The following is a 21,819-nucleotide window of genomic DNA, read 5'->3' on the forward strand; positions in this document are numbered from 1 at the left end:
AAACAGTGGCTGCACCCGCAGTAGCGCCACATATCTATCGGCGGACCAACCAGCACAGTCCCTTTTTCAAATATACGCATCGCGCCGTTTCCGTCCCGAAACGGCGCGATGACATTTCAGTTAATGCGCGCCACTGCGCTTGGCGTTGACGACCGTCTGCTCCAGAGGGTTATAGCCTTCTGGAACAGGCACAAGATTTACCCTTTTTGCATAGTCCTCAAAATAGGCCTGCATCGCTGCGACACGCTCGGGCATCTGGTCCGCCAGATTGTGTAATTCCGACGGATCAGCTTCGATATCAAACAGCTCCCATTCGCCTGTGCCTTTAGGGGCCAGATTCTGCATCAGTTTATATTTGCCCTGGAATACTGCCGAGGACCCCGCAAGCTCATATCCGACCGGGTTGTTATCGTCGCGCACGGTTTCCGTCTCACCCTTCAGGACCGGCATCATACTGATACCGTCTGGCGTATAAATTTCGCGACCGTCATAGACCGGTCCGGGAACGTCTACGCCGGCAACTTCAAGAAGTGTCGGAACGATATCGCGAACAAAGGCAAATTTATCGACTTGCGATCCAGGCTCGACAACACCCGGGAATTTCACGATCAAAGGGACACGCAAACCACCCTCGGTCGAGAATGTCTTAAAGTAGCTGCCCGGAACCGCTGCGGCTGCCGCCCAGCCAGGGCCGTAATCAGCATAGACACCCTGCTGCCCCATATCCGAATAATCGCCGTCAAAATCCTCGATATAGACCTTGTCGTAATAGGCTTTGTACCAATCACGATAGGCTTCAGACAGCGGCAACTGGTTCGGATCCGGGCCGTTATCCGCAAGGAAAATGACGATGGTGTTGTCCGCAATACCTTTTTCATCCAGATAGCTCAGGATCCTGCCGATATTGACATCCATATTGTCCAGCATTCCGGCATAGGTCTGCATCCGTCGCGCGTTGAATGCTTTTTCTTCGTCGTTAAGCTTTTCCCAATCCGGCATCTGCCACGGTTCATAAGAGGTTTTCGCAAACTCCGGGTCCAATTCCACATTCGGAGAGATCAGCCCAAGTTCCTTCTGCTTTTCCAGACGCGAAACCCGCAGGGCCTCGAACCCTTCGTCATAAACGCCGTCATATTTGTCGATGAATTCTTTTGGCGCCTGATGAGGGTAATGGACGGCCTGATACCCGACCCAGGCCAAAAATGGTTTACCGTCATCCAGGTTGCTGTCGATGTAATCGATCATCGTTTGGGTATAAAAATCCGACGAGAAGTAGTCGTCCGTTGGCAGGCTGACAAGCTTGTCGTCCTCGTAATAGTGCACCCGCGTATAGAACGGGGCATAGGGCTGCTCGACCCAGTTATCCGCACCGCTTTCGCCCAGCATAAAGGATTTCTCAAATCCGCGGTCATAAGCGATCGTGCCAGGCTCATGACCTAGGTGCCATTTGCCGGTCATATAGGTGTGGTATCCTGCGTCGCGCAACAGACGCGGCAACGCAACAACCTTGTCGTTCAAATGACCTTCATAGCCAGGCTTGCCGAATTGGTTATCGGCCTGAATCTCTAACATATTGCCGAGGCCTGCGAGATGGTTGTCGACACCGCTGATCAGCATAGTCCGAGTGGGCGAGCAAGACGCTCCGACGTGGAAATTGGTGAACAGCATACCGTCATCTGCCAGTTGGTCGATCGAGGGCGTTTCGATTTCACTGCCAAATGCGCCAACATCGGAAAACCCCATGTCATCTGCGATTAGAATAAGAACGTTTGGGCGTGTATCCTCAGAATCGGCAAGTGCTGCAGTCGTTGATAACGCCGAAGCGCCAAGCACAGCTAATATATTCCTTAAAGGAACCATTGAATCCTCCGTTATGTGGGAAGTCCGGGGCGTCGTGCCACGGTCGACAATAATGTCGCAGGAAACGACATTTCCGGCTACAGAAAGAGACGGTCATTCCATCATTTGGTATGAGCGTTCTGAATATTGGAACGAGGGTGCAAATGATTGATTCCAAAGCCATAGATGCGGTGCGCTCATTGGCCAGACACGGCAACTTTCGCGTGGCAGCGGATGCAATCGGAACCTCTCCGGCAAGTTTCTCACGCTATATCGGCCAGGCAGAAACTTATGCCGGTCAGGCGCTATTCGAACGGACAGGCCGCGGCGCAACCATCAGACCGGCGGGGAAACGCTTTCTGCAACTTCTGGACGCGCTGCACAATGCGACCAGCCAGTTTGAAGCAGGAGTCAAACGGCTGCGTTCGGTCGGCCCGGAGGTGCTGAATATCGGCTGCGGCCCCCTGACGACCCGGACGATCATCACGCCGCTTCTGGCAGAGCTGCTTGATAACTGGCCAGATCTTCGCGTCCGCGTTGATGTGCGGGCCACCATGGAACCCCTCGAAGCATTGCGGATAGGGCGCCTGGACGTGGCGGTTTGCGATCTGACGCACACGCCCAACCTAAGCGATCTGGACATTCAGGTCGTTCGAAAGGAACCCGTTTTCTTCTGCGCTCGCCCCGACCATCCCATTCATGAGGCAACTCCGGTCTCAATCGCTGAGGTGTTTCGGCATCCGTTTATAACCGCGCATATGCATCGCCACTGGCGCTCTGCCATTGCCGCCACTCTGGGGAATGACGAGAAAGCCTGGCATATTGTTGACCGATTGCCCCAGATCGAAAGTGACGATTTCTCTTTAGTTGCCGATATGGCCTGCAGAGCAGACCTGATTGCCGGAGGAATGAAGGAAGATTTTGATCAGCACCTGAAATTGGGGATGTTGAAAGAGATACGAACCACGCAACCTCTGACCTGGAACATATGCGCTGCCCGTCGCAAGGGCGTTAAATTTGCCGCGCTTGATATGTTCTGGAATCGATTGTGCCACCGGTACGGGGCGGAATAAGCCCGCCGCATGACCGGAATGCCCGGCGGTTAGTCTACATCGCGGACAACGCGAAATCCGACATGATTGCTGCCCAATGACATCTCAACCGGCTGCCGCGCTGCAGGTCGGTAACGCAGACAGAAATTCGACGCGCAAAGCCATGAGCCCCCTTTGACCAACCGCATTGCACCCATCGATGCGCTACCGAACTGGGCGGCAAAGGCCTTTTCCGGGCCGGTAGGATCAATTTGGTCGCCAGGAATGTGCCCCGGCACCCACCAGTCGGCCACGTGCTCCCAGACATTGCCCGCCATGTCATACAGGCCGTAGCCATTGGCCACATATGAAGCTACGGGTGCGGTTCCGACATGGCCATCGTCAGCCAGGTTTTCGCTTGGGAACTTTCCTTGCCAGGTGTTTGCCTTCCACCCATTGCTGGGATCATAGCTGTCACCCCAGGTGTAGTCGGCGCCTTCGATCCCGCCGCGAGCTGCAAATTCCCATTCGGCCTCGGTCGGCAGACGACCTCCGATCCACTCTGCAAATTCTGCGGCATCCTCGGGTGACACATGCACCACCGGATGGTCGCCCAGTTCCGCAATCGAACTGCCCGGTCCTGCCGGGTGTTGCCAGCTTGCACCTTTGACATAGCGCCACCATGCGTTGGGATTATTCAGCGACACCGCTTCCTCAGGCTGGGCGAAGACCATCGACCCAGGCTCAAGCAAATCTGCAGGCAGACCCGGGAAATCCTCCGCCGACAAGCCACGCTCTGCCGTTGTCTGATACCCGGTTTCTTCGACAAATTTCGCAAATTGGTCGTTGGTAATTTCTGTCCGCGTAATGTCAAAGGACCTGACATTCACTGGATGGACCGGAGTCTCTTCCGCTTGAAAGTTTTGCGAACCCATCAGGAATTCTCCACCATCCAGCCGGACAAACTCAGGACCTGGTTTGGAACCGATACTGGTATACCAAACGGCAAAGCATACAATCGCAACCACGGGAACCGAGCCATAGGCTAGCAATCTTTTTGAAAGGGGCATGTAGAATTAACCTGTTGGATCTATCAGGGGTGAATGTAGTGATTTGGTAAGGTTTTCAATCCCCTACTGTGAATGGGCAGCATTTCCACCCTTCGACCTGAGCTTCAACGAAAGGAGCGCGCCTGCCTGCTGCGAGGCAAATTCACCTACACTTGTAAATTCATGTCAAATTGGGACCGCTGTTCAATTCAAACGATCCACAGCCGCCAAAGCACCCGACAGAGCGACCTTGATCTCTAAGGGCATGCCTCTGCCCTGTTTATATTGATTGGCCGCGATCCAACCTGCCTTGTGCCCCCGCGCACCGATCGCCTTCATCCGTGCATCAGCCGCAGAATCCGGCATTTTTTCAATCAGGTTTCTCGAATACTCGATCTCATCGCGGGACAAAATCATACCAACCGCACTGTATACATCCATGCCTACTTGCATCGTCAAATGATCCAGCCGATGCGTTGCCCCAGACAACATCCGCGTGCAATAGGCCGCCAGAAAATACCAGCGAAAGATCGCAAGTATGCGCTTCTGAGTATCAGTGACTGTATCAACCTCAAATATTGCCGTGGCGGATATCTTCTCAAATGCTGAACTGGCCGCCTGCGAGGCCTGAATAATCTGATCCTCGCGCACGTCTACGGGTATGACTGGCGGGACAGGTGTCACGACCGGCTGGTAAGTTTCGAAATTCATGCATGGCCTCCGGCTTTGGTTGCTGAAGGGAACATGGGGGTTCGAAAATGCATCCCGATGTGAATCTCTGCCATAGTTTGTAAGTATACCCGGTATTTTGGCTGAACTTAAAAGCCATTTTTCATATGTAACGCAAACTCAAGGACAAACTTGGCTATTTGAGCTATTAATTGTGTGGGATTTGAGCCGCATTTTTTGCAGAAATCTGGGCCTTTATATCGCCCTAAACCCCCTTACATCTGACACGATCTTGCAGAATTTGTGCCCTTTTTACCAAATACAAACAGTCAATCCTGCTGATCAGTTTACGAGTTTGAATTTAACGAGGGGGTACAAGCGGGACTAGGGGGTGAGCGCCTGCCGGGCCGGGCTCGCCCTAGGGCAGAGCAGCTCCCCCCGCCGCCTTCCGTCAGTCGATTTTGCTTTTTTGCGAATGCGGTGTGACACCAAAACTGGATCGATAAACCCGCGAGAAATGACCGGGATTTTCAAAGCCACAAGCCAAGGCGACCTCGGTGACGGATGCTTCGGTCTGAAGCAAAAGCTTTTGCGCGCGTTCCAGGCGCAATTCCATAAAGTATTTTTTGGGCGAAGTGTTGAGATACTTACCAAATAACCGCTCTAACTGGCGCGTGGATATGCCAAGATCATCCGCGATCTTTGACGGAGAAACCGGTGCTTCAAGGCATTCGCGCATGGTATGGATAGCCCGAGCCAGATGTGCGTTACGCATCCCGTTGCGCGATTGCAATGATACCCTTTGTTTGGCCGTTGCGTTGCGGGCAGCATTATACACCATCTGGTCTGCAACCGCGATCGCCAGCTCCTCGCCGTGGTCGCGTCCGATCAGATGCAGCATAAGATCGGCAGTTGCCGTCCCACCCGATGCTGTGATGTGTTTCGCGTCTGCCACGAAGACACTGCGCACAAGGTTCACCTCTGGGAACGCTTCCATAAACGCATCGTGATATTCCCAGTGGATCGCAGCCTGAGAGCCATCCAGAAATCCGGCCTCTGCTAGAAGCCAAGCACCAGAACACAATGCCCCGATCGGCGTGCCCCGCGCACGTTCGCGTCGCAACGTCGCCAGAAGGTCACGTGAGACATGGTTGCGCATGTGGATGCCCGACAAGACAAACAACTGATCAGTCTTTGGAATATCGCCCAACCCGCCATGCACAAGTGTCACCACCTTATTGGAACACACTGCACGATCTGCGTCCTCCGATATCAGCGTCCAATCATATAGCGTTTTCTCACTGACCAGATTGGCGATCCGCAGTGGTTCGACGGCACAGGAAAAGGCGAGATGCGAGAACTCCTCGATCAGAACAATGGTGATGTGCCGCATCTGAGTCATAGGGTTTTCCACTTTGTTCGGCCGGATTGGCTGAGTCTTTGTCGTTGGATTATGCTGCACGAAATTTCTATGTATACAATATGTATTTTATTCGGATACAAAAAGGAGGCAATCGAACCCAATCGATTCTTGCTGACTGGGCTGGAGGATCCGGATGAAGGACGTCGCAAAAACCCGCAAAACGCAGCTGGCCGAGCACTTGAAGGTCTCGATCCTGACTTTGCGCCTGCAACCTGGCACCGATCTGGACGAGGTGCATCTGTCCGATGCGTTTGGCCTGTCGAGAACGCCTTTACGCGAAGTGTTCCGACAACTCGCCGGAGAAGGATATCTGGACCTGCGAACAAACCGCAGCGCGCGCGTGTCCGAAATGTCGTATACCACCTTGCGCGATTTCTTTCTGGCCGCTCCGATGATCTATGGTGCAATCCTGCGACTGGCAGCGGCGAATGCAAAGCCTGTGCAGATTGAAGCCCTGAAAACCGCACAGCAGGCATTCAAGGCCGCGCTGCGGGATGGGGCAGCCGAAGAGCGCGCCCTGGCCAATAACCGCTTTCACGAAGTGACCGGCGAAATGTCGGGCAATGTCTATCTATTGCCCTCTTTCAACCGTTTGCTGATTGACCATGCCCGTATCGGCATGACCTTCTACCGGCCACAGTCGGGCAGGATGGTCGAAAACCTGTCCGAGGCAAGCCAGCAACACGACGCCATCATCGACGCCATAGAGACACGCGATGAAACGGCTGCTGCGCAGCTGGCCGAAGATCACTGGAACCTGTCACGCGATCAGATCGAACTGTTCGTGATGCCCGATGCGCTGGATGTCCCAATGGGCCTCCCACCGCTTTCGAAACCTGCATGAGGACGGAATGAATCCAATTTTCCGATTTGAGGGGGTCTATACCCCGGTGGTCACGCCCTATCAGGCCGATGACAGCGTCAACTGGGACGCGCTGGCGCAGGTGATCGAGCTTCTGATCAAGAATGGCGTGCATGGTCTGATCTCGGGCGGGTCGACCGGTGAGAATTATGCGCAGACCGTGGAGGAACGGCTGGAATTGGCGCGGTTCACCCATGTGCGTCTGAAAGGCCGTTTGCCTCTGGTTGTTGGCACGGGCGCGATGTTGACGTCGGACTCGGTTGCGCTGGCGTCGGGTGCAAAGGAAATCGGGGCAGATGCGATCCTGTTGGCCAGCCCGCCCTATTCGGTGCCCACCGAACGCGAAAATGCGCTGAATGCGCTGGCCATCGACAAGGCCGCCGACCTGCCGGTAATGCTGTACAATTATCCTCACCGCACAGGCACGATGATGGGCGAAGAATTCCTGGACCGCGTCGGACGCAGCAGGAATTTCTGCGGCATCAAGGAAAGCTCGGGCGATATCAACCGGGTGCATCTTCTGGCGCGGGACTATCCGCATATCCAACTGGGATGCGGTATGGACGATCAGGCGCTGGAATTCTTTGCCTGGGGCGCGCCGTTCTGGGTCTGTGGCGGCTCGAACTTTCTGCCTGCCGAGCATGTGGCGCTATACCAAGCCTGTGTAATCGAGGGCGATTTTGCCAAGGGCCGTCGGATCATGTCGGCGCTGATGCCCTTGATGCGGGTATTAGAACAGGGTGGCAAATTCATCCAGACCATCAAGCATGGTGTCACAATGAATGGGATTGACGCGGGCATCGTTCGGCCGCCGCTGAAATCTTTGAACAAAGATGACAAACGCGCGCTAGAGCAAGTGACGCGCGTGCTGAAACAGAAAATCGCTGACATCATGGCAGAGGGGTAAGGTATGACATTGCTGACGCAGGACGAATACGACTCCATCGCCGCGGGTCTGACCTTGCCAACCGGCGCCTTTATTGATGGCGCGTACCGCCCGGCGATTTCCGGGCAGTCCTTCACAACGGTTAACCCGGCGACCAACAAGAAATTGGCCAACATTGCCGCCTGCGGCGTAGCGGACGTAGATTTTGCCGTCGAGAAGGCGCGCGAAGCGTTCGAAGATGGCCGCTGGTCGAGGCTGCACCCATCCGAGCGCAAAAATGTACTGATCCGGTTGACCAAACTGATCACACGCAATGCACGTGAACTGGCGGTGATGGAAAGTCTCGACAGTGGCAAGACCATCTTTGACTGCGAGACCGTCGACCTGCCCGAGACCATTCATTGCCTGAAATGGCACGCCGAGGCGATCGACAAGATCTATGATCAGGTCTCGCCCGCCAGTGACGACCACATCGCTTTGGTCGTGCGCGAGCCGATTGGCGTTGTCGGGTTAGTCCTGCCCTGGAATTTCCCATTGCTGATGCTGGCATGGAAGATCGGGCCCGCTCTGGCTGCGGGCTGCTCGGTGGTGGTGAAGCCGGCCGAGGAGACTTCACTGACGGCATTGCGGCTGGCCGAACTGGCGATGGAGGCCGGTCTGCCACGCGGCGTCCTAAACATCGTCCCCGGCGCAGGTGCCGAGGTGGGCGAACCTATCGGACGGCACATGGATATCGATATGGTGTCCTTCACCGGTTCAACCGTGACTGGCAAACGGTTTCTGAGCTATTCGGCGGAAAGCAACGCCAAAGAGGTGGTGCTTGAAATGGGCGGCAAGAATCCGGCCATTGTGATGGAAGATGCAGAAAATCTGGACCGCGTGGCGGCACATATCGTCAATGGTGCGTTCTGGAATATGGGTGAGAACTGCTCGGCCACGTCCCGCCTGATTGTCCACAAGGACATAAAGGCCGAGTTGCTCGACCGCATCGCCCATCATGTAAAGCAATGGAATGTCGGCGAGCCTCTGAACCCGGAAACACGATTGGGCGCAATGGTCAGCGAAGCTCATTTCGATAAGGTCTGCGGATATCTGGATCAGGCCGAAAACGTGGTGATCGGAGGCAAAGCGGACAATGGCTTTGTCGAGGCCACCGTAGTCGAACTACCTGGCAATGACGCCATCCTGGCACGTGACGAAATCTTTGGTCCCATTCTTTCGGTGATCACGGTTTCCAGCTTTGATGAGGCCATCAAGATCGCCAACGATACCGAGTATGGTTTGTGTGCGTCGATCTTCACAGCCAATGCGAAACGCGCCATTCGCGGGGCGCGGATGATCCGGGCGGGAACGGTGACTGTGAACAGTTTTGGTGAGGGCGATATCACCACGCCCTTTGGCGGTTATAAACAGTCTGGCTTTGGTGGGCGCGACAACTCGATCCATGCGCATGACCAGTATACCCAGCTAAAAACCATCTGGGTCGACCTGTCCGACGATGCGGATGAGGCCGTGGATTGAGCAGCTATGCCGCCCGAACCCTGCCTGTCCATCGCGGACCTGCGGCCTGGAGCGTCATATTAGGCGATCCACCCCCAGCCCAAGAACTGGATGGTGATCTGACGGCGGATGTCGTGATTGTTGGTGCCGGTTTCGCAGGCCTGTCAGCGGCACAGCGTTTGAGGCAGCTGCAAAGCGACGCAAAGATCATCGTGCTTGAGGCTGGCCGCGTGGCCGAAGGGGCTGCGGGGCGCAATACGGGTTTTATGATCGATCTGCCACATGACCTGGCCTCGGACAATTATTCCGGGCCGGGGGATGATCGCACCATGATCACATTAAACCGACTTGCAATTGATTTTGCCCGATCGGCGGTCGAGCAATATCAGATCGACCCGAATTTCTTTGATCCGGCTGGCAAGGTTAACGGAGCGGTGAGCGCGGCGGGACATGCACATAATATCAGCTATGCGCATCATCTCAGCACTTTGGGTGAGACCAGTGAAATGCTCGACCAACAGCAGATGCACGCCCTGACAGGGTCGCGCCACTATCGGTCGGGGCTATACACACCCGGCACGGTTATGTTGCAACCAGCAGGCTATATTCGCGGTCTGGCTGCGGGACTGATCAAGGATGGCATTGCATTGTACGAGAGCTCTGGCGTGACCGGGTTTGAGAAGCAAGGCGGTGCGTGGCTGGTAAAAACCGCGCGCGGTACCGTCAGCACTGGTACAGTCATCCTAACGGTGAACGGGCATCTGGAAAGCTTTGGGATCGAGCGCGACCGACTGATGCAACTGTTCCTTTTTGCGGCAATGACCCCTGAGCTGGACGCCGAAGTGCTATCGCGGCTTGGGGGGCAACCCCGCTGGAGTGTCACACCATCTGATCCGTTGGGTACAACGATGCGGCGCATTGATACGGCGCAGGGCGGCAATCGGATCATAACCCGTACCTGCGCGGCCCTGCGCCCGGGCATGACCTCAACTGCTGGTGATCTGGCGCGCGCCTCGCGGGTGATGCAGCGCAAATTCGACCAGCGATTTCCGCAGTTGGCGGGGCTGGACATGCAATATCACTGGGCCGGTCATCTCTGCCTCAGCCTGAACGGCGTTTCCGTCGCGCGAGAGGTCGAACAGGGCGTGATTTCCGGCTGCGTCCAGAATGGGCTAGGCACGGCGCGCGGCACCCTGACCGGTATCGCGGCAGCAGAACGCACCTGCGGCCACAGCTCGAATATCACCCGGTATTTCGACGCCCAGGATCAACCCAAACGCCTGCCCCCAAAACCATTCCGAGAGATCGGTGCCAATGCAGTGCTGCGCTGGAAAGAATGGCGCGCGCGGGACGAGTGATCAGGGCAGGCTCAGCTTGGCCATGCGGCCTCCGTCGACTGTGTAGACCTGCCCGGTGATAAAGCTGGCATCATCCGACGCCAGGAAGGCGACCAGCGCCGCAACCTCTTGCGGGCTTCCGGTTCGGGCAACGGGGTGTATGCGCTTGATATCCTCGTGAAATGTCTCCGGGTCCGGCATTGAGGCGATGAAATCCACGTTCAACTCGGTGTCGATCCAGCCAGGGGCCACGGCGTTGCAACGAATGCCCTCTGCCCCATGATCCACGGCCACCGCTCGTGTCAGGCCATGCAACCCGGCTTTGGATGCGCAATAGGCAGCATGGCCGGGATTGCTGCCCAGCCCCTCAATCGAGCCGATATTGACAATCGCCCCGCCCGCCCGCCGTAGATGGGGCAGCGCCGCCTTGATCAACAGGAACGGGGCCGTGAGGTTGACTGTCAGCGTGCGCTGCCAGTCTGCAAGGCTCATCTGCTCGACGCCGGCTTCCTGCATCATGCCTGCATTATTGACCAGAATGTCCAATCGCCCGGACAGATCAACGACCTGATTGACCACCGTTTGCGGGCTGTGGGGATCTCTGAAATCGGCCTCGAACCCTTCGAATTCCGGATCGCTCCCACGTTGCACGGTAAAGACCCGTGCACCTTCGTGTTGCAAACGTTCCGCGATGGCGCATCCGATACCGCTGCGCCCGCCCGTAACCAGTGCGGTTTTGCCGGTAAATCGCGTCATGAAACCGGTTTTCCTCCGTTCACTTCCAGCAATGCCCCGCACACATAGCGCGCGGCGTCCGAGGCAAGAAACATCACCACATCAGCAATATCCTCGGGCTCGGCGATACGCCCCAAGGGCACTGTCCGGCCCAGCTCGGCCACGGCAGTATCCGGATCGAAGCCGCGTTTTTCAAACCCCGACCGCAGCATCGGCGTGTTTACTTCATTCGGGCAGACGGCGTTAATGCGGATGCCCTGATGCGCGTGGTCCATACCCATGCATTGTGTCAACGACGCAATAGCTGCCTTGGTCATGCAATAGACCGCGTGGTTCGGCCCAGGGCGCAGCCCCCAGCATGACGCGGTGTTCACGATCGCGCCACCACCACGCGCCACCATGATCGGGATTGCGGCGCGACAGATGCGAAAGGGCGCCTCGACATTTACGCCCAGCGACAATGCCCAGTCGGTATCCGAAGTCTCGGTCACCGCTCCGCGGGTGATGACCCCCGCATTGTTGACGACGATATCCAGCCCGCCCAGCGCATCCGCCGCATGTTGCGGCAATGCATCTGCATAAGCACTCTCGCGCAAATCGCCGGGCAAATGGGCGTCGGCCTCGATACCCTCAACCGAAACGTCCGCAACCGCAACCCGTGCCCCTGCCTGCCGCATCCGCTGTGCAATAGCAGATCCGATGCCGCCCGCAGCCCCTGTGATGAGCGCTGTTTTGCCCGTCAGCTCCATTTTCCCTCCGAGTGCTAAATAGAAACCCACCCGACAATGCAGTCGGGATAGGTCCAAGGCGAAATCTTTAATAGGCTTGGTTCAGCTCGTCAGCGGCGGGAATTTCCCGTTCCCGCCGAGCGATATAGTCCAGCAGGGCCTCGTTTTTGGCCACGTCCAGTGTCGGTTCCTGGTATTCGGCCAGCAGCTTGCGCGCGTGCTTCAACGCGCGCTCAGTGATCTCAACCCCGCCTTCTGCCACCCATTGCTCAATCGAGTTGTTGTCGAACATCTCGGGCATGAAAAACGCCGTTTGAAAATTGTCCTGCGTGTGCGGATGACCCAGATAGTGCCCGCCTGGACCGACCTCTGGAATGGCGGCAAGAGCTTGGTCGAAATCATCCCATTGCGGGCCTTCTGCCATGCGATAAGCCATCGCACATTGTTCAGCATCGACAATGAACTTGGCGGTGGAACAATGCATCCCGGCCTCATTCCAGCCGGCCGAATGCCAAATATAGTTCGCACCGGAATGAAGAACGGCCTGTAGCGTCGTGGCGGATTCGTACCCGGCCTGCGCATCAAATGTCTTGGCCCCACCCAGCGTATTCGAGGTGCGCCATGGAACGTCGTAGAACCGGGCCATCTGCCCGATCATAAAGTTCATCAGGCTGATCTCGGGCGTGCCGGCCATCGGGGCACCTGATTTCATCGATACCGTCGACAGGTAGTGCCCGTAAATCGCCGGAGCACCTTTGCGAATGACTTGGGTATAGGCCAGCGCGCTCAGTGCTTCGGCGTTCAACTGCGCCACTGTGGCGGGAACCGATGCGGGCGTATTGGCCCCGCCCAAAACAAAGGGCGAGCACAACACAGGCTGATTGCGGCGAGAAAAGGCCCGCATCGCGCCCAGCATCGTTTCGTCCCAGACCAGCGGAGAGTTTCCGTTGCAGTTGCCCGTGGTGACCGGATGATCTTCAATGAAATCTTCCCCGAACAGGATCGCACACATCTCAATGACGTCTTCGGCGTTTCTGGGCGAGGTAGTCATACCCATGAACGTCTTGTCCGAATGTTTCATCGACGAATAGGTAATCCGCAGATGTCGCTGACTGATCGGGTGGTCGTAAGGTTCAACAATGTGATGCGCCGAGGAATGCATCGCCGGCAGCATGTGGCTTAGTTTGTGGAACATTGCTAGATCATCGAGCGTCGGATTACGCCTCACGTCATCGAGATCGCGCAGATAGGGCGCGCCGGTCATCGGCACAAAGATCGAGTGCCGTCCGCCCAGTCGCACGTTCTTGTTCGGATCGCGAGCATGATAAGTGAAGGTGCTGGGAATGGTGGCGATCAGCTCTCGGACCAGGCCCCGGTCCAGATAGACCAGTTCGCCCTCGACCTTTGCACCAGCTTTTTTCCAATCCTCCAGTGCGATTGCATCGCGAAACTGAACACCGACATTCTCGAGAATATCCATTGAGGCGCTGTCGATCCGGTCGATCTGGCTGCCATCCATCACCTCGCATAGGGGGATGCCTCGGGTCAGGCCGGGCAACATCTCGAAATTCGGAGCAGAGCGCAGCGCGCGCCGGGCCGCACGGCCACCGGTTCGGGTCATGGTACGCATATTCACAGGGCGATCCTCCAATCCTCCCCAAAAGATTGCGGTATTTGGTCAAAGCAAGCCTCACTAATTGCGATACATGTTTGCAGGAAGCGACCCGCACCCGAAACCGCCGAAATGATCTACAGACCCATGATGACGACCAGACCTGCTATCAGTTCTGCCATGCTTAGCGCGGGATCATCTCTGCCCATATCCATGATCCACTCCATGTCAGTGATGGCATAAGAACCGTCAATGAACTGGCTGACACCAAACCCGGTCGTCACAGAAACATTGCCTGATCTTTACCGCACGTATCGGAAACACGGCACTCAACATCATCGTTTTGGAAAATTTCTTCTGGCGCACAATCTTAAAAAGTCCAATATTTGAGTGAGAAGAATTAACCTGAAGACCACCAACGGCTACACCTGTCATGTCCAGACGCCACTATAATCTGCCGCCACTCACCACGCTGTCGGCCTTCGAAGCCGCTGCGCGCCATCTAAGCTTTAAGAATGCGGCTGAAGAACTGTCGGTAACGCCGGGCGCGGTCAGTCATCAGATCAAAGCGTTGGAAGGTGATCTTGGCACCGCCTTGTTCCAGCGCAAACACCGAGGGGTCGAACTGACGGAAGACGGCAAAGCGCTGTATGACGCGCTGGCTTCTTCGTTTACCCGCATCTCAAAAACACTGGCAACAATCCGCGACCGTGCCACCGTCGAAAAGGTAACCGTAGGATCAACCACTGCAGTGGCTGCTCTTTGGTTGTCGCCATCGGTAATCCGGTTCTGGCGCGAAATGCCTGAAGTAAATGTTGACCAGCTTTCACAGGATCGACCATTTCGGGATCGGCCGGATATCGATTTCTTTATTCGCTACGGCCGGGACGGCAACGGTGACCTTTCGCACACTCCTCTGTTTCGGGATTGTCTGGTCCCCGTCGCCTGCCCAGAGGTGGCGGATCGGTTGGCCGGTGCAAGCCTTGAAGATCTCGCCGCTGAACGACTGATACATCTGGACTCTGAAGACCGCAGCTGGACCACTTGGCCCGAATGGTTTCAACAACTCGGGTACACGGGAACCATTCCGATCGATTCTCGTGTGAACAGCTATTCGGTAGCCCTCCAGCGGGCGCGTAAGGGGGCCGGGCTGGTTCTTGGATGGCAACGCTTGATCCAACCCATGCTGCAATCGGGAAAGCTGGTGGCAATCGGGCCCCACCTCCAGATCGCTCCAAACCAGTTTTATCTGGTTGGCCGCTCGGATGAAGACTTGTCCGAAAGTGCCCGGGCGCTGAAAGATTGGATCATTCAAGAGGTTCAGGACGGTTCGGTTTAGGTGAAATCACCCTGTGATGAGGTTTTCTGATATTGAGTGGATGCCAGCGTATCCGCCAATAGAGACCAAACAACACCTGCAGGAGAGCCCGATGAACAAGCATACTGCGTTGTCTTCCGTTCTGGTCGATGTGAATGTCGCAAACGGCCTGCCAAACGAACACTATATCGACCCGGCACTTTTCGCCGAAGAGCGTAGATCGGTTTTGTACGCCAACTGGTCCGGGATCGGCTTTGGCAAAGACGTGCCCGAGGAAGGCGATGCCATGCCGGTCGATTTCCTAGGCATGCCTTTACTAATCGTGCGGGATCGGGATGGTGAGGTTGGCGTATTTCAAAATACCTGCCGTCACCGCGGGATGATCCTTGTCGATACCCCTCGCAAGATAAGTGGCGCGATCCGTTGCCCCTATCACAGCTGGTGCTACAGCCTGAAGGGAGAGCTGCGTGCGACGCCACATGTTGGCGGCGCCGGTCACAACACCCATGAGGACGTGGATCGCAAATCTCTGGGCCTGATCCGTATTCGCTCTTATGTCTGGCGGGACGTGGTCTTTGTGAATGTGGACGGCAATGCACCCGAATTCGAAGAGGCGCACGCCGCCCTATTGGAACGCTGGAAAGAGTTTGATCAACCAGTACATCACGGCGGTGAGGCCTCTTCGTTCAAGTTGGAGGTCAAGACCAACTGGAAGCTGGCGGTTGAGAACTATTGCGAAAGCTATCACCTGCCCTGGGTGCATCCCGGCCTGAACAGCTATTCGCGACTTGAGGATCACTATAACATCGAAGTGCGCGGGCACTATTCCGGTCAAGGCACGCTTGTCTATCGACAACTCACTGACCATGACGGCACCACATTCGCCGATTTCGACGGGCTCAGCGATCGATGGAATGAGGGTGCAGAGTATGTGGCCGTGTATCCGAATGTTCTTTTGGGTGTGCAGCGTGACCATGCCTTTGCCATTGTCCTGGAACCGGTTGATCACGAAAATACCGTTGAGCATATCGAGCTTTATTATGCCAAAAGCATCGAAGACACACCTGAACATGATGGCCTGAGGGCGGCAAACGCCCAGCAATGGAAAACTGTGTTTGAAGAGGATGTGTTCGTTGTTGAAGGGATGCAAAAGGGTCGGCACGGAATGTTGTTCGACGGCGGTCGATTCTCTCCGGTGATGGATGGTCCGACCCATAATTTCCATCACTGGGTTGCGACACAGATTGAAAGCGGTCGCGCCGACTGAACCAGCTGTCTGGCCACGCACGACTGGCCAGACGCGACGGAGACCCGATGGACAGAACAGAACTGGATCGCTTGCTACTTGAGGCGCATGATCATGATGATCCTGCCGCGTTGGTCCGCTATTACACTATTGCAGCAGATGAATGCGAAGCGGTGCAAGATATCGACGCGGCCTGTTTTTACCTGACCCACGCCTTTATATTCGCCCTGGAAGCCGGGGCCTCTGAAACAGATGAATTGAACCACAGACTGGTCGAGTATGGACGTGCATAGTGGTGGGCATCGGAGACTAACCTTGGTTTATATCTGTTCAATCCCACGTGAAATTTAAACCCGTTGTCTTGGGTTCAGTACTGGTAACACATGACGACAAGACCAAAATTTTGGATGACAGACTCATGAAGACAAATGCACAGGCAGTGGTAATCGGCGGTGGTGTGATTGGGTGCTCGATCCTGTATCACCTGACCAAATCGGGGTGGTCAGACGTGGTGCTGTTGGAACGGGATGAACTGACATCCGGCTCGACCTGGCACGCGGCGGCGAACATCCACGGACTGCATGACAGCACCAATATCAGCCGCATCCAACACTATACGATGACGCTGTACAAAGAGCTTGAGGCTGAAACCGGCCAAAGCTGCGGCGTGTTCCAGCCCGGCTCGTTATATCTGGCCCAAACCGAAGAGCGCGAGCACCAGCTGAGGCTGCAGGCCGCCAAGGCCAAGCTGTACGGGATGAATTTCTATGAGATCAGCATCGAAGAGGCGCAGCGTCTGAACCCGCTGGTCAATTACGATGGCATCCGATGTGTCATGTACGAACCTGATGGCGGTAATGTTGATCCCTCGGGGGTCACCAACGCCTACGCTGTCGGCGCGCGCCAGCGTGGGGCCGAAATCCACCGCTTTACGCCGGTCACTGCGACAGATCAGCAAGAAGACGGCACCTGGATCGTACGCACCCCTAAGGGGGACATCCAAACGCCGTGGGTTGTGAATGCCGCCGGTCTTTGGGGCCGCGAAGTTGCCATGTTGGCCGGGATCGAGCTACCCCTGCAACCGACCGAGCATCAGTATTTCGTCACCGAAACCATGGCTGACGTCGCGGCGCATGATACCCGCCTGCCCTCGGTCAGTGACCGCGATGGCGAGTACTATTTGCGGCAGGAAGGTCAGGGCCTTTTGGTGGGGGCTTATGAAAAGGATATGAAATTCTGGGCCGAGGACGGCACACCCCTGGATTTTGCCCATGATCTGTTTCCCGACGATCTGGAGCGGATCGAAGAGAATATGATGAACGCCATCGAACGCGTACCTGCCGTGGGCGACGCCGGGATCAAACGGGTCATCAACGGACCGATGATCTGGTCACCGGATGCCAACGTTCTGATGGGACCAGTGCCCGAGGTCAACGGCTATTTCTGCTGCAACGGCATCATTCCGGGATTCTCGCAATCGGGTGGCATGGGCCTGATGGCGGCGCAGTGGATCATCGAAGGCGAAACCCAATACGACATGTTCGCCTGGGACGTGGCGCGGTTCGACACATGGGCTACGAAAGATTTCACCAAGGCCCGCGTGCAGGATCAGTACGCACACCGCTTTGCCATCCACTTCCCAAATGAAGAACGCAGCGCAGGACGCCCTGCCCGGACCCGCCCGATTTATGACAGGCAAAAGGACATGGGTGCCGTCTTTGGCCTGAATGTCGGATGGGAACACCCGCTGTGGTTCGCAGAGGCGCCCGGCGCCACGGACACCAACGGATTCACCCGCCAGAACTGGTGGGAACCGGTGGGCGCGGAATGCCGGATGCTGCGCGATCGGGCCGGGATCATCGACATCTCAAACTTTGCCAAATATGTTTGCAAAGGTCCGGGAGCCGAGGGTTGGCTTAATGCCGTATTCGCAAATTCCATGCCGAGATCGGTTGGTCGATCCTGCCTGACCCCGCTGATCTCAAAACGGGGTGGTATTGCCGGCGATTTCACCGTGACCCGCGTGGCCGACGACGAATTCTGGATCATCGGCTCGGGCATGGCCGAGCGCTATCACAAACGGTTCTTCAAACAAGTTCCTCTGCCCGACGGCACCCGTTTCGAAAGCCGCACCGAAGAGACTTGCGGCTTTAACGTGGCTGGACCGAAATCGCGGGAAATCCTGCAACGGCTTACGAATACCTCGCTCAGCCCCGAGGATTTCCCCTTCATGCGCTCGCAACAGATCGAAATCGCCGGAATTGCGGTCCTGGCGCTGCGTGTCTCCTTCACCGGCGATCTGGGCTGGGAGGTGCATTGCGCCGCGAAAGATCAGCTCCGCCTGTATGAGGCGCTGATCGAGACCGGAAAAGAGTTCGGCGCAGGCCCAGTTGGCAGCCGCGCACTGATGTCGCTGAGGATCGAAAAGGGCTATGGGTCTTGGGGGCGCGAATACAGCCCCGAATACTGGCCACACGAGGTCGGTTTGGACCGGTTGTGCAAATTCGACAAATCGTTCCTGAACAAAGATGCCGCCAATACTGCCATGACCTCTCCAGCCAGAGAGCAGCTTGTCCTGCTGCATCTGGACGAAGCCGACACCGCAGCTTCGAACGCTGACGCGACCGGAGGCGAACCCATTTTCATGGACGGGCGCGGAATTGGTCGGGTGACATCGGGCGCTTATGGCTATTCCGTGGGTATGTCGCTGGCCTTGGGCTATGTTTCGGGTGCCGAGGCAGGCGATAGGGTCGAGGTCATGGTATTAGGGCGCCTGCATAGGGCAACGATCCTGAAAGAACCGCCCTTTGATCCAACTGGGACGATCTTGCGCGGCTAACCCAGTCCGCATTAGATCCTTTAAGCGAGCTGTGGACATTGCCTTCGGGTTGTGGCGCTATCCGGTCAGTAATCTGATCTGCTCCATCCAGAGGATAGGCTGATGACAATCTTCCTGACTATTGCGCTGTTCATTGCGCTGTTTCTTGTTGCGATGAATCTTTGGACACGCAAGCTGACCCGTGACGGCCGGACGCGTGTCCCACAACAGGGGGTTATCATTTCCGTGCGCGGCGGCGATATCCACTATGTGGAAAAGGGCGACCCTTCCAATCAGACGGTTGTGCTCATTCATGGGCTGGCCGGGCAGTTGCAACATTTCACCTACGCCTTGATGGATAAACTGGCCGAGGATTTTCACGTCATTGCCGTGGATCGCCCCGGTTGCGGATACTCAACTCGTGAGACGGCAGAGCTTGGGCGGTTGCCCGAACAGGGCCGCATGATACATGAATTTCTAGAGGCAAAGGGGGTCAGCAACCCAATTCTGGTCGGCCATTCGCTGGGTGGCGCGGTTTCTCTGGCGATGGCGCTGGATTACCCGGACAAGATCAAGGCCCTGGCCCTGCTAGCCCCGCTTACTCAGGCGATGCCTGGCCCGCCCGCCGTGTTCAAACCGCTTGAAATCCGGACAGAATGGCTGCGCAGTCTGATCGGCAACACGATTGCCGTCCCGCTGGCCGCAAAAACCGCACCGCACACCCTTAGCGCGGCTTTTGCGCCAGAACCCGCGCCCCAAGACTTTCTGGACCGCGCCGGCGGCGCTTTGGGGATGCGTCCATCCGCGTTTATCAGCGCCTCACAGGATGTGATCGGGATTGAACAGAGCATGCTGGCGCAGGTCGCCCGTTATGGCGACCTGAAAGTGCCTGGCTCCATATTGTTTGGAGCACAGGATGCGCTCTTGTCAGCCACGCAACACGGTGAATCAATGCAGGCGTTTGGTCTGAGTTTTGAACAGATCGAAGGGCTGGGCCATATGATCCCCCTGACAGTCCCGGACATCTGCAACAACTTCATTCGCGGCGTGGTACAAAATACAGAACCCAGGGCGACGGTTGTGCCGAATTCGGATTAGTCCCAGCTAAAATATTCCCAACAAAGGCGCCATTTCCCTCTTGACCCTCCCCAACCCCTCCCTTAAATCGCCATTCACTCATGGCGGAGTAGCTCAGTTGGTTAGAGCAGCGGAATCATAATCCGCGTGTCGGGGGTTCAAGTCCCTCCTCCGCTACCAAAACCTCCCTGAAAAATCAGATAGATACGCACAAACAAAGTCGTCCACACACGCGACGAATTTGGTTTGGGTGACATTTTGGGTAACAGCAGACGAATTCTGTCGCCGAAACTAGCTGGGATTCGGCCAACGCATCGGAAGGCGGTGGTTCGCTACGAATTGCAACGAAGGTAAGCCATGTTCAATAAATTCGAGGTGCGGCACTGTTCCCTCTATGGGTGCGCAAATCTACTTGCACTAAATATAGCATTTGCGCATTGTCAGATCAAAATAGATCAACCTTTGCAGGTACTACTTGTCTGATTTTCAATTAAATGAAATTTACACACCGCCAAACGGATTACCCGCCGTAGACTTGGTTTTTGTGCACGGTTTGGGGGACGCTTTCGAAGCCTGTTGGCAAAACCCGTCAGGTGGACCCGGTGAAGTCTGGCCCGTATGGTTGTCTGAGACCTTCCCTGGCATTTCAATTTGGGGTCTAGACTACCCCACTTCCAAATTTAGCGCACTCTTGAACAAGCCTGACCTCTCTCTTTTCACCGTGGCTGCAAGCTTGTCTGAACTATTGCGGGCAAAGAAGATTGGCAGGAGGCCATTGGTTCTAATTTGCCATAGTCTTGGCGGAGTGATCGCGAAGGCAATGCTTCGCGCTTGTGAAAGCTCAACCACCAGCAGAAAGAAATCAATTTTCGAGAATTGCAAAGGTGTGGTCTTTCTTGCGTGCCCTCACTCTGGATCGCCTTTGGCTTCAATCTTGTCACTGATTCCCGGCGTTGCTTCAAAGTAGACACAAGAACTTCAGCAAGCCGGCGCCAACTTAGTGGACTTGCATACCTGGTATCAAAACAAAGCGCCGGCCTCGGGCGTTAAGTCGTGCGCGCTTTACGAAACCATGGCTACAAAGGGTGCGATGGTGGTGGATGTGGGATCTGCCAATCCTGGCGTGCCCGATTGTGATCCTATCCCAGTTGACGCAAACCACCGAGACATCTGCAAATTTGGCCAGAAGGATGAATTTGGCTACGTTTGCATTGAAAACTTCCTCGAGGAGTTGTTCGAGACTGAGGGGCTGGATGTCGATGACCATACCTCCGTCGATGATTTGGAGTACTACATTAATACGGTAAAGGGTGATCGGCTTTCGCTAGCAGAAAAGCTCGAAAATGGTGGCAAGAGTGACCAAGAAATTGATGACGCTGAAGCGGAGAAAGAACGTATCGACATGATGGTAAGGCGAAACGCAGTTTCAGGAAGCGCCCGCCAGAGTTACCGTCAATTTCTAAGCGAAGTTCTAACTCTTTTCAGAATACACATTGCTCCGCTTATTCGTTCTGGAGCGGATGATCTCATGGTCAACACTGCCATTCATTCGAAGCTATTAACGCCCTTGAGCGAAAAACAGGCGTCGAACAATTTGTTCAATATTGCAGATATCCATAGCGCTATCTACTATTTGACGGGGAACTGCCACATAGATTGGACGAAGCCGAATGATTAGAATTTGGCATC

Annotated in this window: 20 protein-coding genes and 1 tRNA gene; 13 read left to right on the forward strand and 8 right to left on the reverse strand. The window is 55.8% G+C overall.

The window, feature by feature from the left end; genetic code table 11:
• Nucleotides 1–120 precede the first annotated feature (120 nt).
• A complete protein-coding gene (locus AC2FH8_RS05520; protein WP_496688694.1) occupies nucleotides 121–1,860 on the reverse strand; it encodes an arylsulfatase in 1,740 nt (579 codons plus the stop codon).
• Between the two features lie 143 nt (nucleotides 1,861–2,003).
• Between AC2FH8_RS05520 and AC2FH8_RS05525 the strand changes: the two genes are divergently transcribed.
• Nucleotides 2,004–2,912 carry a LysR family transcriptional regulator gene (locus tag AC2FH8_RS05525; RefSeq protein ID WP_496688696.1) on the forward strand — a complete coding sequence of 303 codons (909 nt, stop codon included), beginning with the start codon at nucleotides 2,004–2,006 and terminating at the stop codon, nucleotides 2,910–2,912.
• 29 nt (nucleotides 2,913–2,941) lie between these two features.
• On the opposite strand, the gene AC2FH8_RS05530 is transcribed toward AC2FH8_RS05525, so the two are convergent.
• From AC2FH8_RS05530 to AC2FH8_RS05540, 3 genes are all read right to left on the reverse strand, one after another.
• On the reverse strand, nucleotides 2,942–3,940 hold the full coding sequence (locus tag AC2FH8_RS05530; protein WP_496688698.1) for a formylglycine-generating enzyme family protein: 999 nt from the start codon (nucleotides 3,938–3,940) through the stop codon (nucleotides 2,942–2,944).
• A 183-nt stretch (nucleotides 3,941–4,123) separates the two neighbouring features.
• Nucleotides 4,124–4,630, reverse strand: coding sequence for a hypothetical protein (locus tag AC2FH8_RS05535; RefSeq protein WP_496688700.1), 507 nt, complete (start codon nucleotides 4,628–4,630; stop codon nucleotides 4,124–4,126).
• Between the two features lie 409 nt (nucleotides 4,631–5,039).
• Nucleotides 5,040–5,990: a GlxA family transcriptional regulator gene (locus AC2FH8_RS05540; RefSeq protein ID WP_496688702.1), complete on the reverse strand. Its 951-nt coding sequence runs from the start codon at nucleotides 5,988–5,990 to the stop codon at nucleotides 5,040–5,042.
• A gap of 154 nt (nucleotides 5,991–6,144) precedes the next feature.
• Here AC2FH8_RS05540 and AC2FH8_RS05545 point away from each other — a divergent pair, with 154 nt between their 5' ends.
• The 4 genes from AC2FH8_RS05545 to AC2FH8_RS05560 are packed head-to-tail and all read left to right on the forward strand — an operon-like array spanning nucleotide 6,145 to nucleotide 10,617.
• Nucleotides 6,145–6,855 carry a GntR family transcriptional regulator gene (locus AC2FH8_RS05545; RefSeq protein WP_142635889.1) on the forward strand — a complete coding sequence of 237 codons (711 nt, stop codon included), beginning with the start codon at nucleotides 6,145–6,147 and terminating at the stop codon, nucleotides 6,853–6,855.
• Nucleotides 6,856–6,862: 7 nt separating this feature from the next.
• Nucleotides 6,863–7,780, forward strand: coding sequence for a dihydrodipicolinate synthase family protein (locus AC2FH8_RS05550; protein ID WP_496688704.1), 918 nt, complete (start codon nucleotides 6,863–6,865; stop codon nucleotides 7,778–7,780).
• A 3-nt stretch (nucleotides 7,781–7,783) separates the two neighbouring features.
• Nucleotides 7,784–9,280, forward strand: coding sequence for an aldehyde dehydrogenase (locus AC2FH8_RS05555; RefSeq protein WP_496688706.1), 1,497 nt, complete (start codon nucleotides 7,784–7,786; stop codon nucleotides 9,278–9,280).
• Nucleotides 9,277–10,617, forward strand: a complete 1,341-nt coding sequence (locus tag AC2FH8_RS05560; RefSeq protein ID WP_282021560.1) for an NAD(P)/FAD-dependent oxidoreductase — start codon at nucleotides 9,277–9,279, stop codon at nucleotides 10,615–10,617. Before AC2FH8_RS05555 ends, AC2FH8_RS05560 begins: the two co-directional genes overlap by 4 nt.
• Here the strand turns inward: AC2FH8_RS05560 and AC2FH8_RS05565 are convergent, their stop codons facing one another.
• The 4 genes from AC2FH8_RS05565 to AC2FH8_RS05580 all read right to left on the reverse strand — a co-directional run bounded on the left by AC2FH8_RS05565 (nucleotide 10,618) and on the right by AC2FH8_RS05580 (nucleotide 13,955).
• Nucleotides 10,618–11,352 (reverse strand): SDR family NAD(P)-dependent oxidoreductase, encoded by a 735-nt coding sequence (locus AC2FH8_RS05565; protein ID WP_496688708.1) that lies wholly within the window; start codon nucleotides 11,350–11,352, stop codon nucleotides 10,618–10,620. It lies immediately after the preceding gene.
• Nucleotides 11,349–12,080, reverse strand: coding sequence for an SDR family NAD(P)-dependent oxidoreductase (locus tag AC2FH8_RS05570; protein ID WP_496688710.1), 732 nt, complete (start codon nucleotides 12,078–12,080; stop codon nucleotides 11,349–11,351). Before AC2FH8_RS05570 ends, AC2FH8_RS05565 begins: the two co-directional genes overlap by 4 nt.
• A gap of 67 nt (nucleotides 12,081–12,147) precedes the next feature.
• The gene (locus AC2FH8_RS05575) at nucleotides 12,148–13,689 is read right to left on the reverse strand and encodes a trimethylamine methyltransferase family protein (protein WP_496689146.1); all 1,542 of its coding nucleotides are present in this window, start codon (nucleotides 13,687–13,689) and stop codon (nucleotides 12,148–12,150) included.
• A gap of 119 nt (nucleotides 13,690–13,808) precedes the next feature.
• Nucleotides 13,809–13,955 carry a hypothetical protein gene (locus AC2FH8_RS05580; RefSeq protein WP_496688712.1) on the reverse strand — a complete coding sequence of 49 codons (147 nt, stop codon included), beginning with the start codon at nucleotides 13,953–13,955 and terminating at the stop codon, nucleotides 13,809–13,811.
• Nucleotides 13,956–14,104: 149 nt separating this feature from the next.
• Here AC2FH8_RS05580 and AC2FH8_RS05585 point away from each other — a divergent pair, with 149 nt between their 5' ends.
• The 8 genes from AC2FH8_RS05585 to AC2FH8_RS05620 all read left to right on the forward strand — a co-directional run bounded on the left by AC2FH8_RS05585 (nucleotide 14,105) and on the right by AC2FH8_RS05620 (nucleotide 21,808).
• Nucleotides 14,105–15,010: a LysR substrate-binding domain-containing protein gene (locus AC2FH8_RS05585; RefSeq protein ID WP_282021563.1), complete on the forward strand. Its 906-nt coding sequence runs from the start codon at nucleotides 14,105–14,107 to the stop codon at nucleotides 15,008–15,010.
• Nucleotides 15,011–15,101: 91 nt separating this feature from the next.
• The gene (locus AC2FH8_RS05590; RefSeq protein ID WP_142635876.1) at nucleotides 15,102–16,256 is read left to right on the forward strand and encodes an aromatic ring-hydroxylating oxygenase subunit alpha; all 1,155 of its coding nucleotides are present in this window, start codon (nucleotides 15,102–15,104) and stop codon (nucleotides 16,254–16,256) included.
• 47 nt (nucleotides 16,257–16,303) lie between these two features.
• Nucleotides 16,304–16,528 (forward strand): hypothetical protein, encoded by a 225-nt coding sequence (locus tag AC2FH8_RS05595; protein ID WP_142635874.1) that lies wholly within the window; start codon nucleotides 16,304–16,306, stop codon nucleotides 16,526–16,528.
• A gap of 125 nt (nucleotides 16,529–16,653) precedes the next feature.
• The gene (locus tag AC2FH8_RS05600) at nucleotides 16,654–19,074 is read left to right on the forward strand and encodes a GcvT family protein (protein WP_496688715.1); all 2,421 of its coding nucleotides are present in this window, start codon (nucleotides 16,654–16,656) and stop codon (nucleotides 19,072–19,074) included.
• Between the two features lie 102 nt (nucleotides 19,075–19,176).
• The gene (locus AC2FH8_RS05605; protein ID WP_496688717.1) at nucleotides 19,177–20,151 is read left to right on the forward strand and encodes an alpha/beta fold hydrolase; all 975 of its coding nucleotides are present in this window, start codon (nucleotides 19,177–19,179) and stop codon (nucleotides 20,149–20,151) included.
• Nucleotides 20,152–20,233: 82 nt separating this feature from the next.
• A tRNA-Met gene (locus AC2FH8_RS05610) sits at nucleotides 20,234–20,310 on the forward strand.
• A gap of 364 nt (nucleotides 20,311–20,674) precedes the next feature.
• On the forward strand, nucleotides 20,675–21,097 hold the full coding sequence (locus AC2FH8_RS05615; RefSeq protein WP_496689148.1) for a lipase family protein: 423 nt from the start codon (nucleotides 20,675–20,677) through the stop codon (nucleotides 21,095–21,097).
• Nucleotides 21,098–21,130: 33 nt separating this feature from the next.
• On the forward strand, nucleotides 21,131–21,808 hold the full coding sequence (locus AC2FH8_RS05620) for an ABC-three component system protein (protein ID WP_496688719.1): 678 nt from the start codon (nucleotides 21,131–21,133) through the stop codon (nucleotides 21,806–21,808).
• Nucleotides 21,809–21,819: the final 11 nt, after the last annotated feature.

Source organism: Ruegeria sp. CDSC025 (genome assembly GCF_059610805.1).

What these genes read in the sequence shown, in the direction of transcription:
- AC2FH8_RS05520 (WP_496688694.1), bottom strand. Translation starts at nt 1,860, where the DNA reads ATGGTTCCTTTAAGGAATATATTAGCTGTGCTTGGCGCTTCGGCGTTA.
- AC2FH8_RS05525 (WP_496688696.1), top strand. Translation starts at nt 2,004, where the DNA reads ATGATTGATTCCAAAGCCATAGATGCGGTGCGCTCATTGGCCAGACAC.
- AC2FH8_RS05530 (WP_496688698.1), bottom strand. Translation starts at nt 3,940, where the DNA reads ATGCCCCTTTCAAAAAGATTGCTAGCCTATGGCTCGGTTCCCGTGGTT.
- AC2FH8_RS05535 (WP_496688700.1), bottom strand. Translation starts at nt 4,630, where the DNA reads ATGAATTTCGAAACTTACCAGCCGGTCGTGACACCTGTCCCGCCAGTC.
- AC2FH8_RS05540 (WP_496688702.1), bottom strand. Translation starts at nt 5,990, where the DNA reads ATGACTCAGATGCGGCACATCACCATTGTTCTGATCGAGGAGTTCTCG.
- AC2FH8_RS05545 (WP_142635889.1), top strand. Translation starts at nt 6,145, where the DNA reads ATGAAGGACGTCGCAAAAACCCGCAAAACGCAGCTGGCCGAGCACTTG.
- AC2FH8_RS05550 (WP_496688704.1), top strand. Translation starts at nt 6,863, where the DNA reads ATGAATCCAATTTTCCGATTTGAGGGGGTCTATACCCCGGTGGTCACG.
- AC2FH8_RS05555 (WP_496688706.1), top strand. Translation starts at nt 7,784, where the DNA reads ATGACATTGCTGACGCAGGACGAATACGACTCCATCGCCGCGGGTCTG.
- AC2FH8_RS05565 (WP_496688708.1), bottom strand. Translation starts at nt 11,352, where the DNA reads ATGACGCGATTTACCGGCAAAACCGCACTGGTTACGGGCGGGCGCAGC.
- AC2FH8_RS05570 (WP_496688710.1), bottom strand. Translation starts at nt 12,080, where the DNA reads ATGGAGCTGACGGGCAAAACAGCGCTCATCACAGGGGCTGCGGGCGGC.
- AC2FH8_RS05575 (WP_496689146.1), bottom strand. Translation starts at nt 13,689, where the DNA reads ATGCGTACCATGACCCGAACCGGTGGCCGTGCGGCCCGGCGCGCGCTG.
- AC2FH8_RS05585 (WP_282021563.1), top strand. Translation starts at nt 14,105, where the DNA reads ATGTCCAGACGCCACTATAATCTGCCGCCACTCACCACGCTGTCGGCC.
- AC2FH8_RS05590 (WP_142635876.1), top strand. Translation starts at nt 15,102, where the DNA reads ATGAACAAGCATACTGCGTTGTCTTCCGTTCTGGTCGATGTGAATGTC.
- AC2FH8_RS05595 (WP_142635874.1), top strand. Translation starts at nt 16,304, where the DNA reads ATGGACAGAACAGAACTGGATCGCTTGCTACTTGAGGCGCATGATCAT.
- AC2FH8_RS05600 (WP_496688715.1), top strand. Translation starts at nt 16,654, where the DNA reads ATGAAGACAAATGCACAGGCAGTGGTAATCGGCGGTGGTGTGATTGGG.
- AC2FH8_RS05605 (WP_496688717.1), top strand. Translation starts at nt 19,177, where the DNA reads ATGACAATCTTCCTGACTATTGCGCTGTTCATTGCGCTGTTTCTTGTT.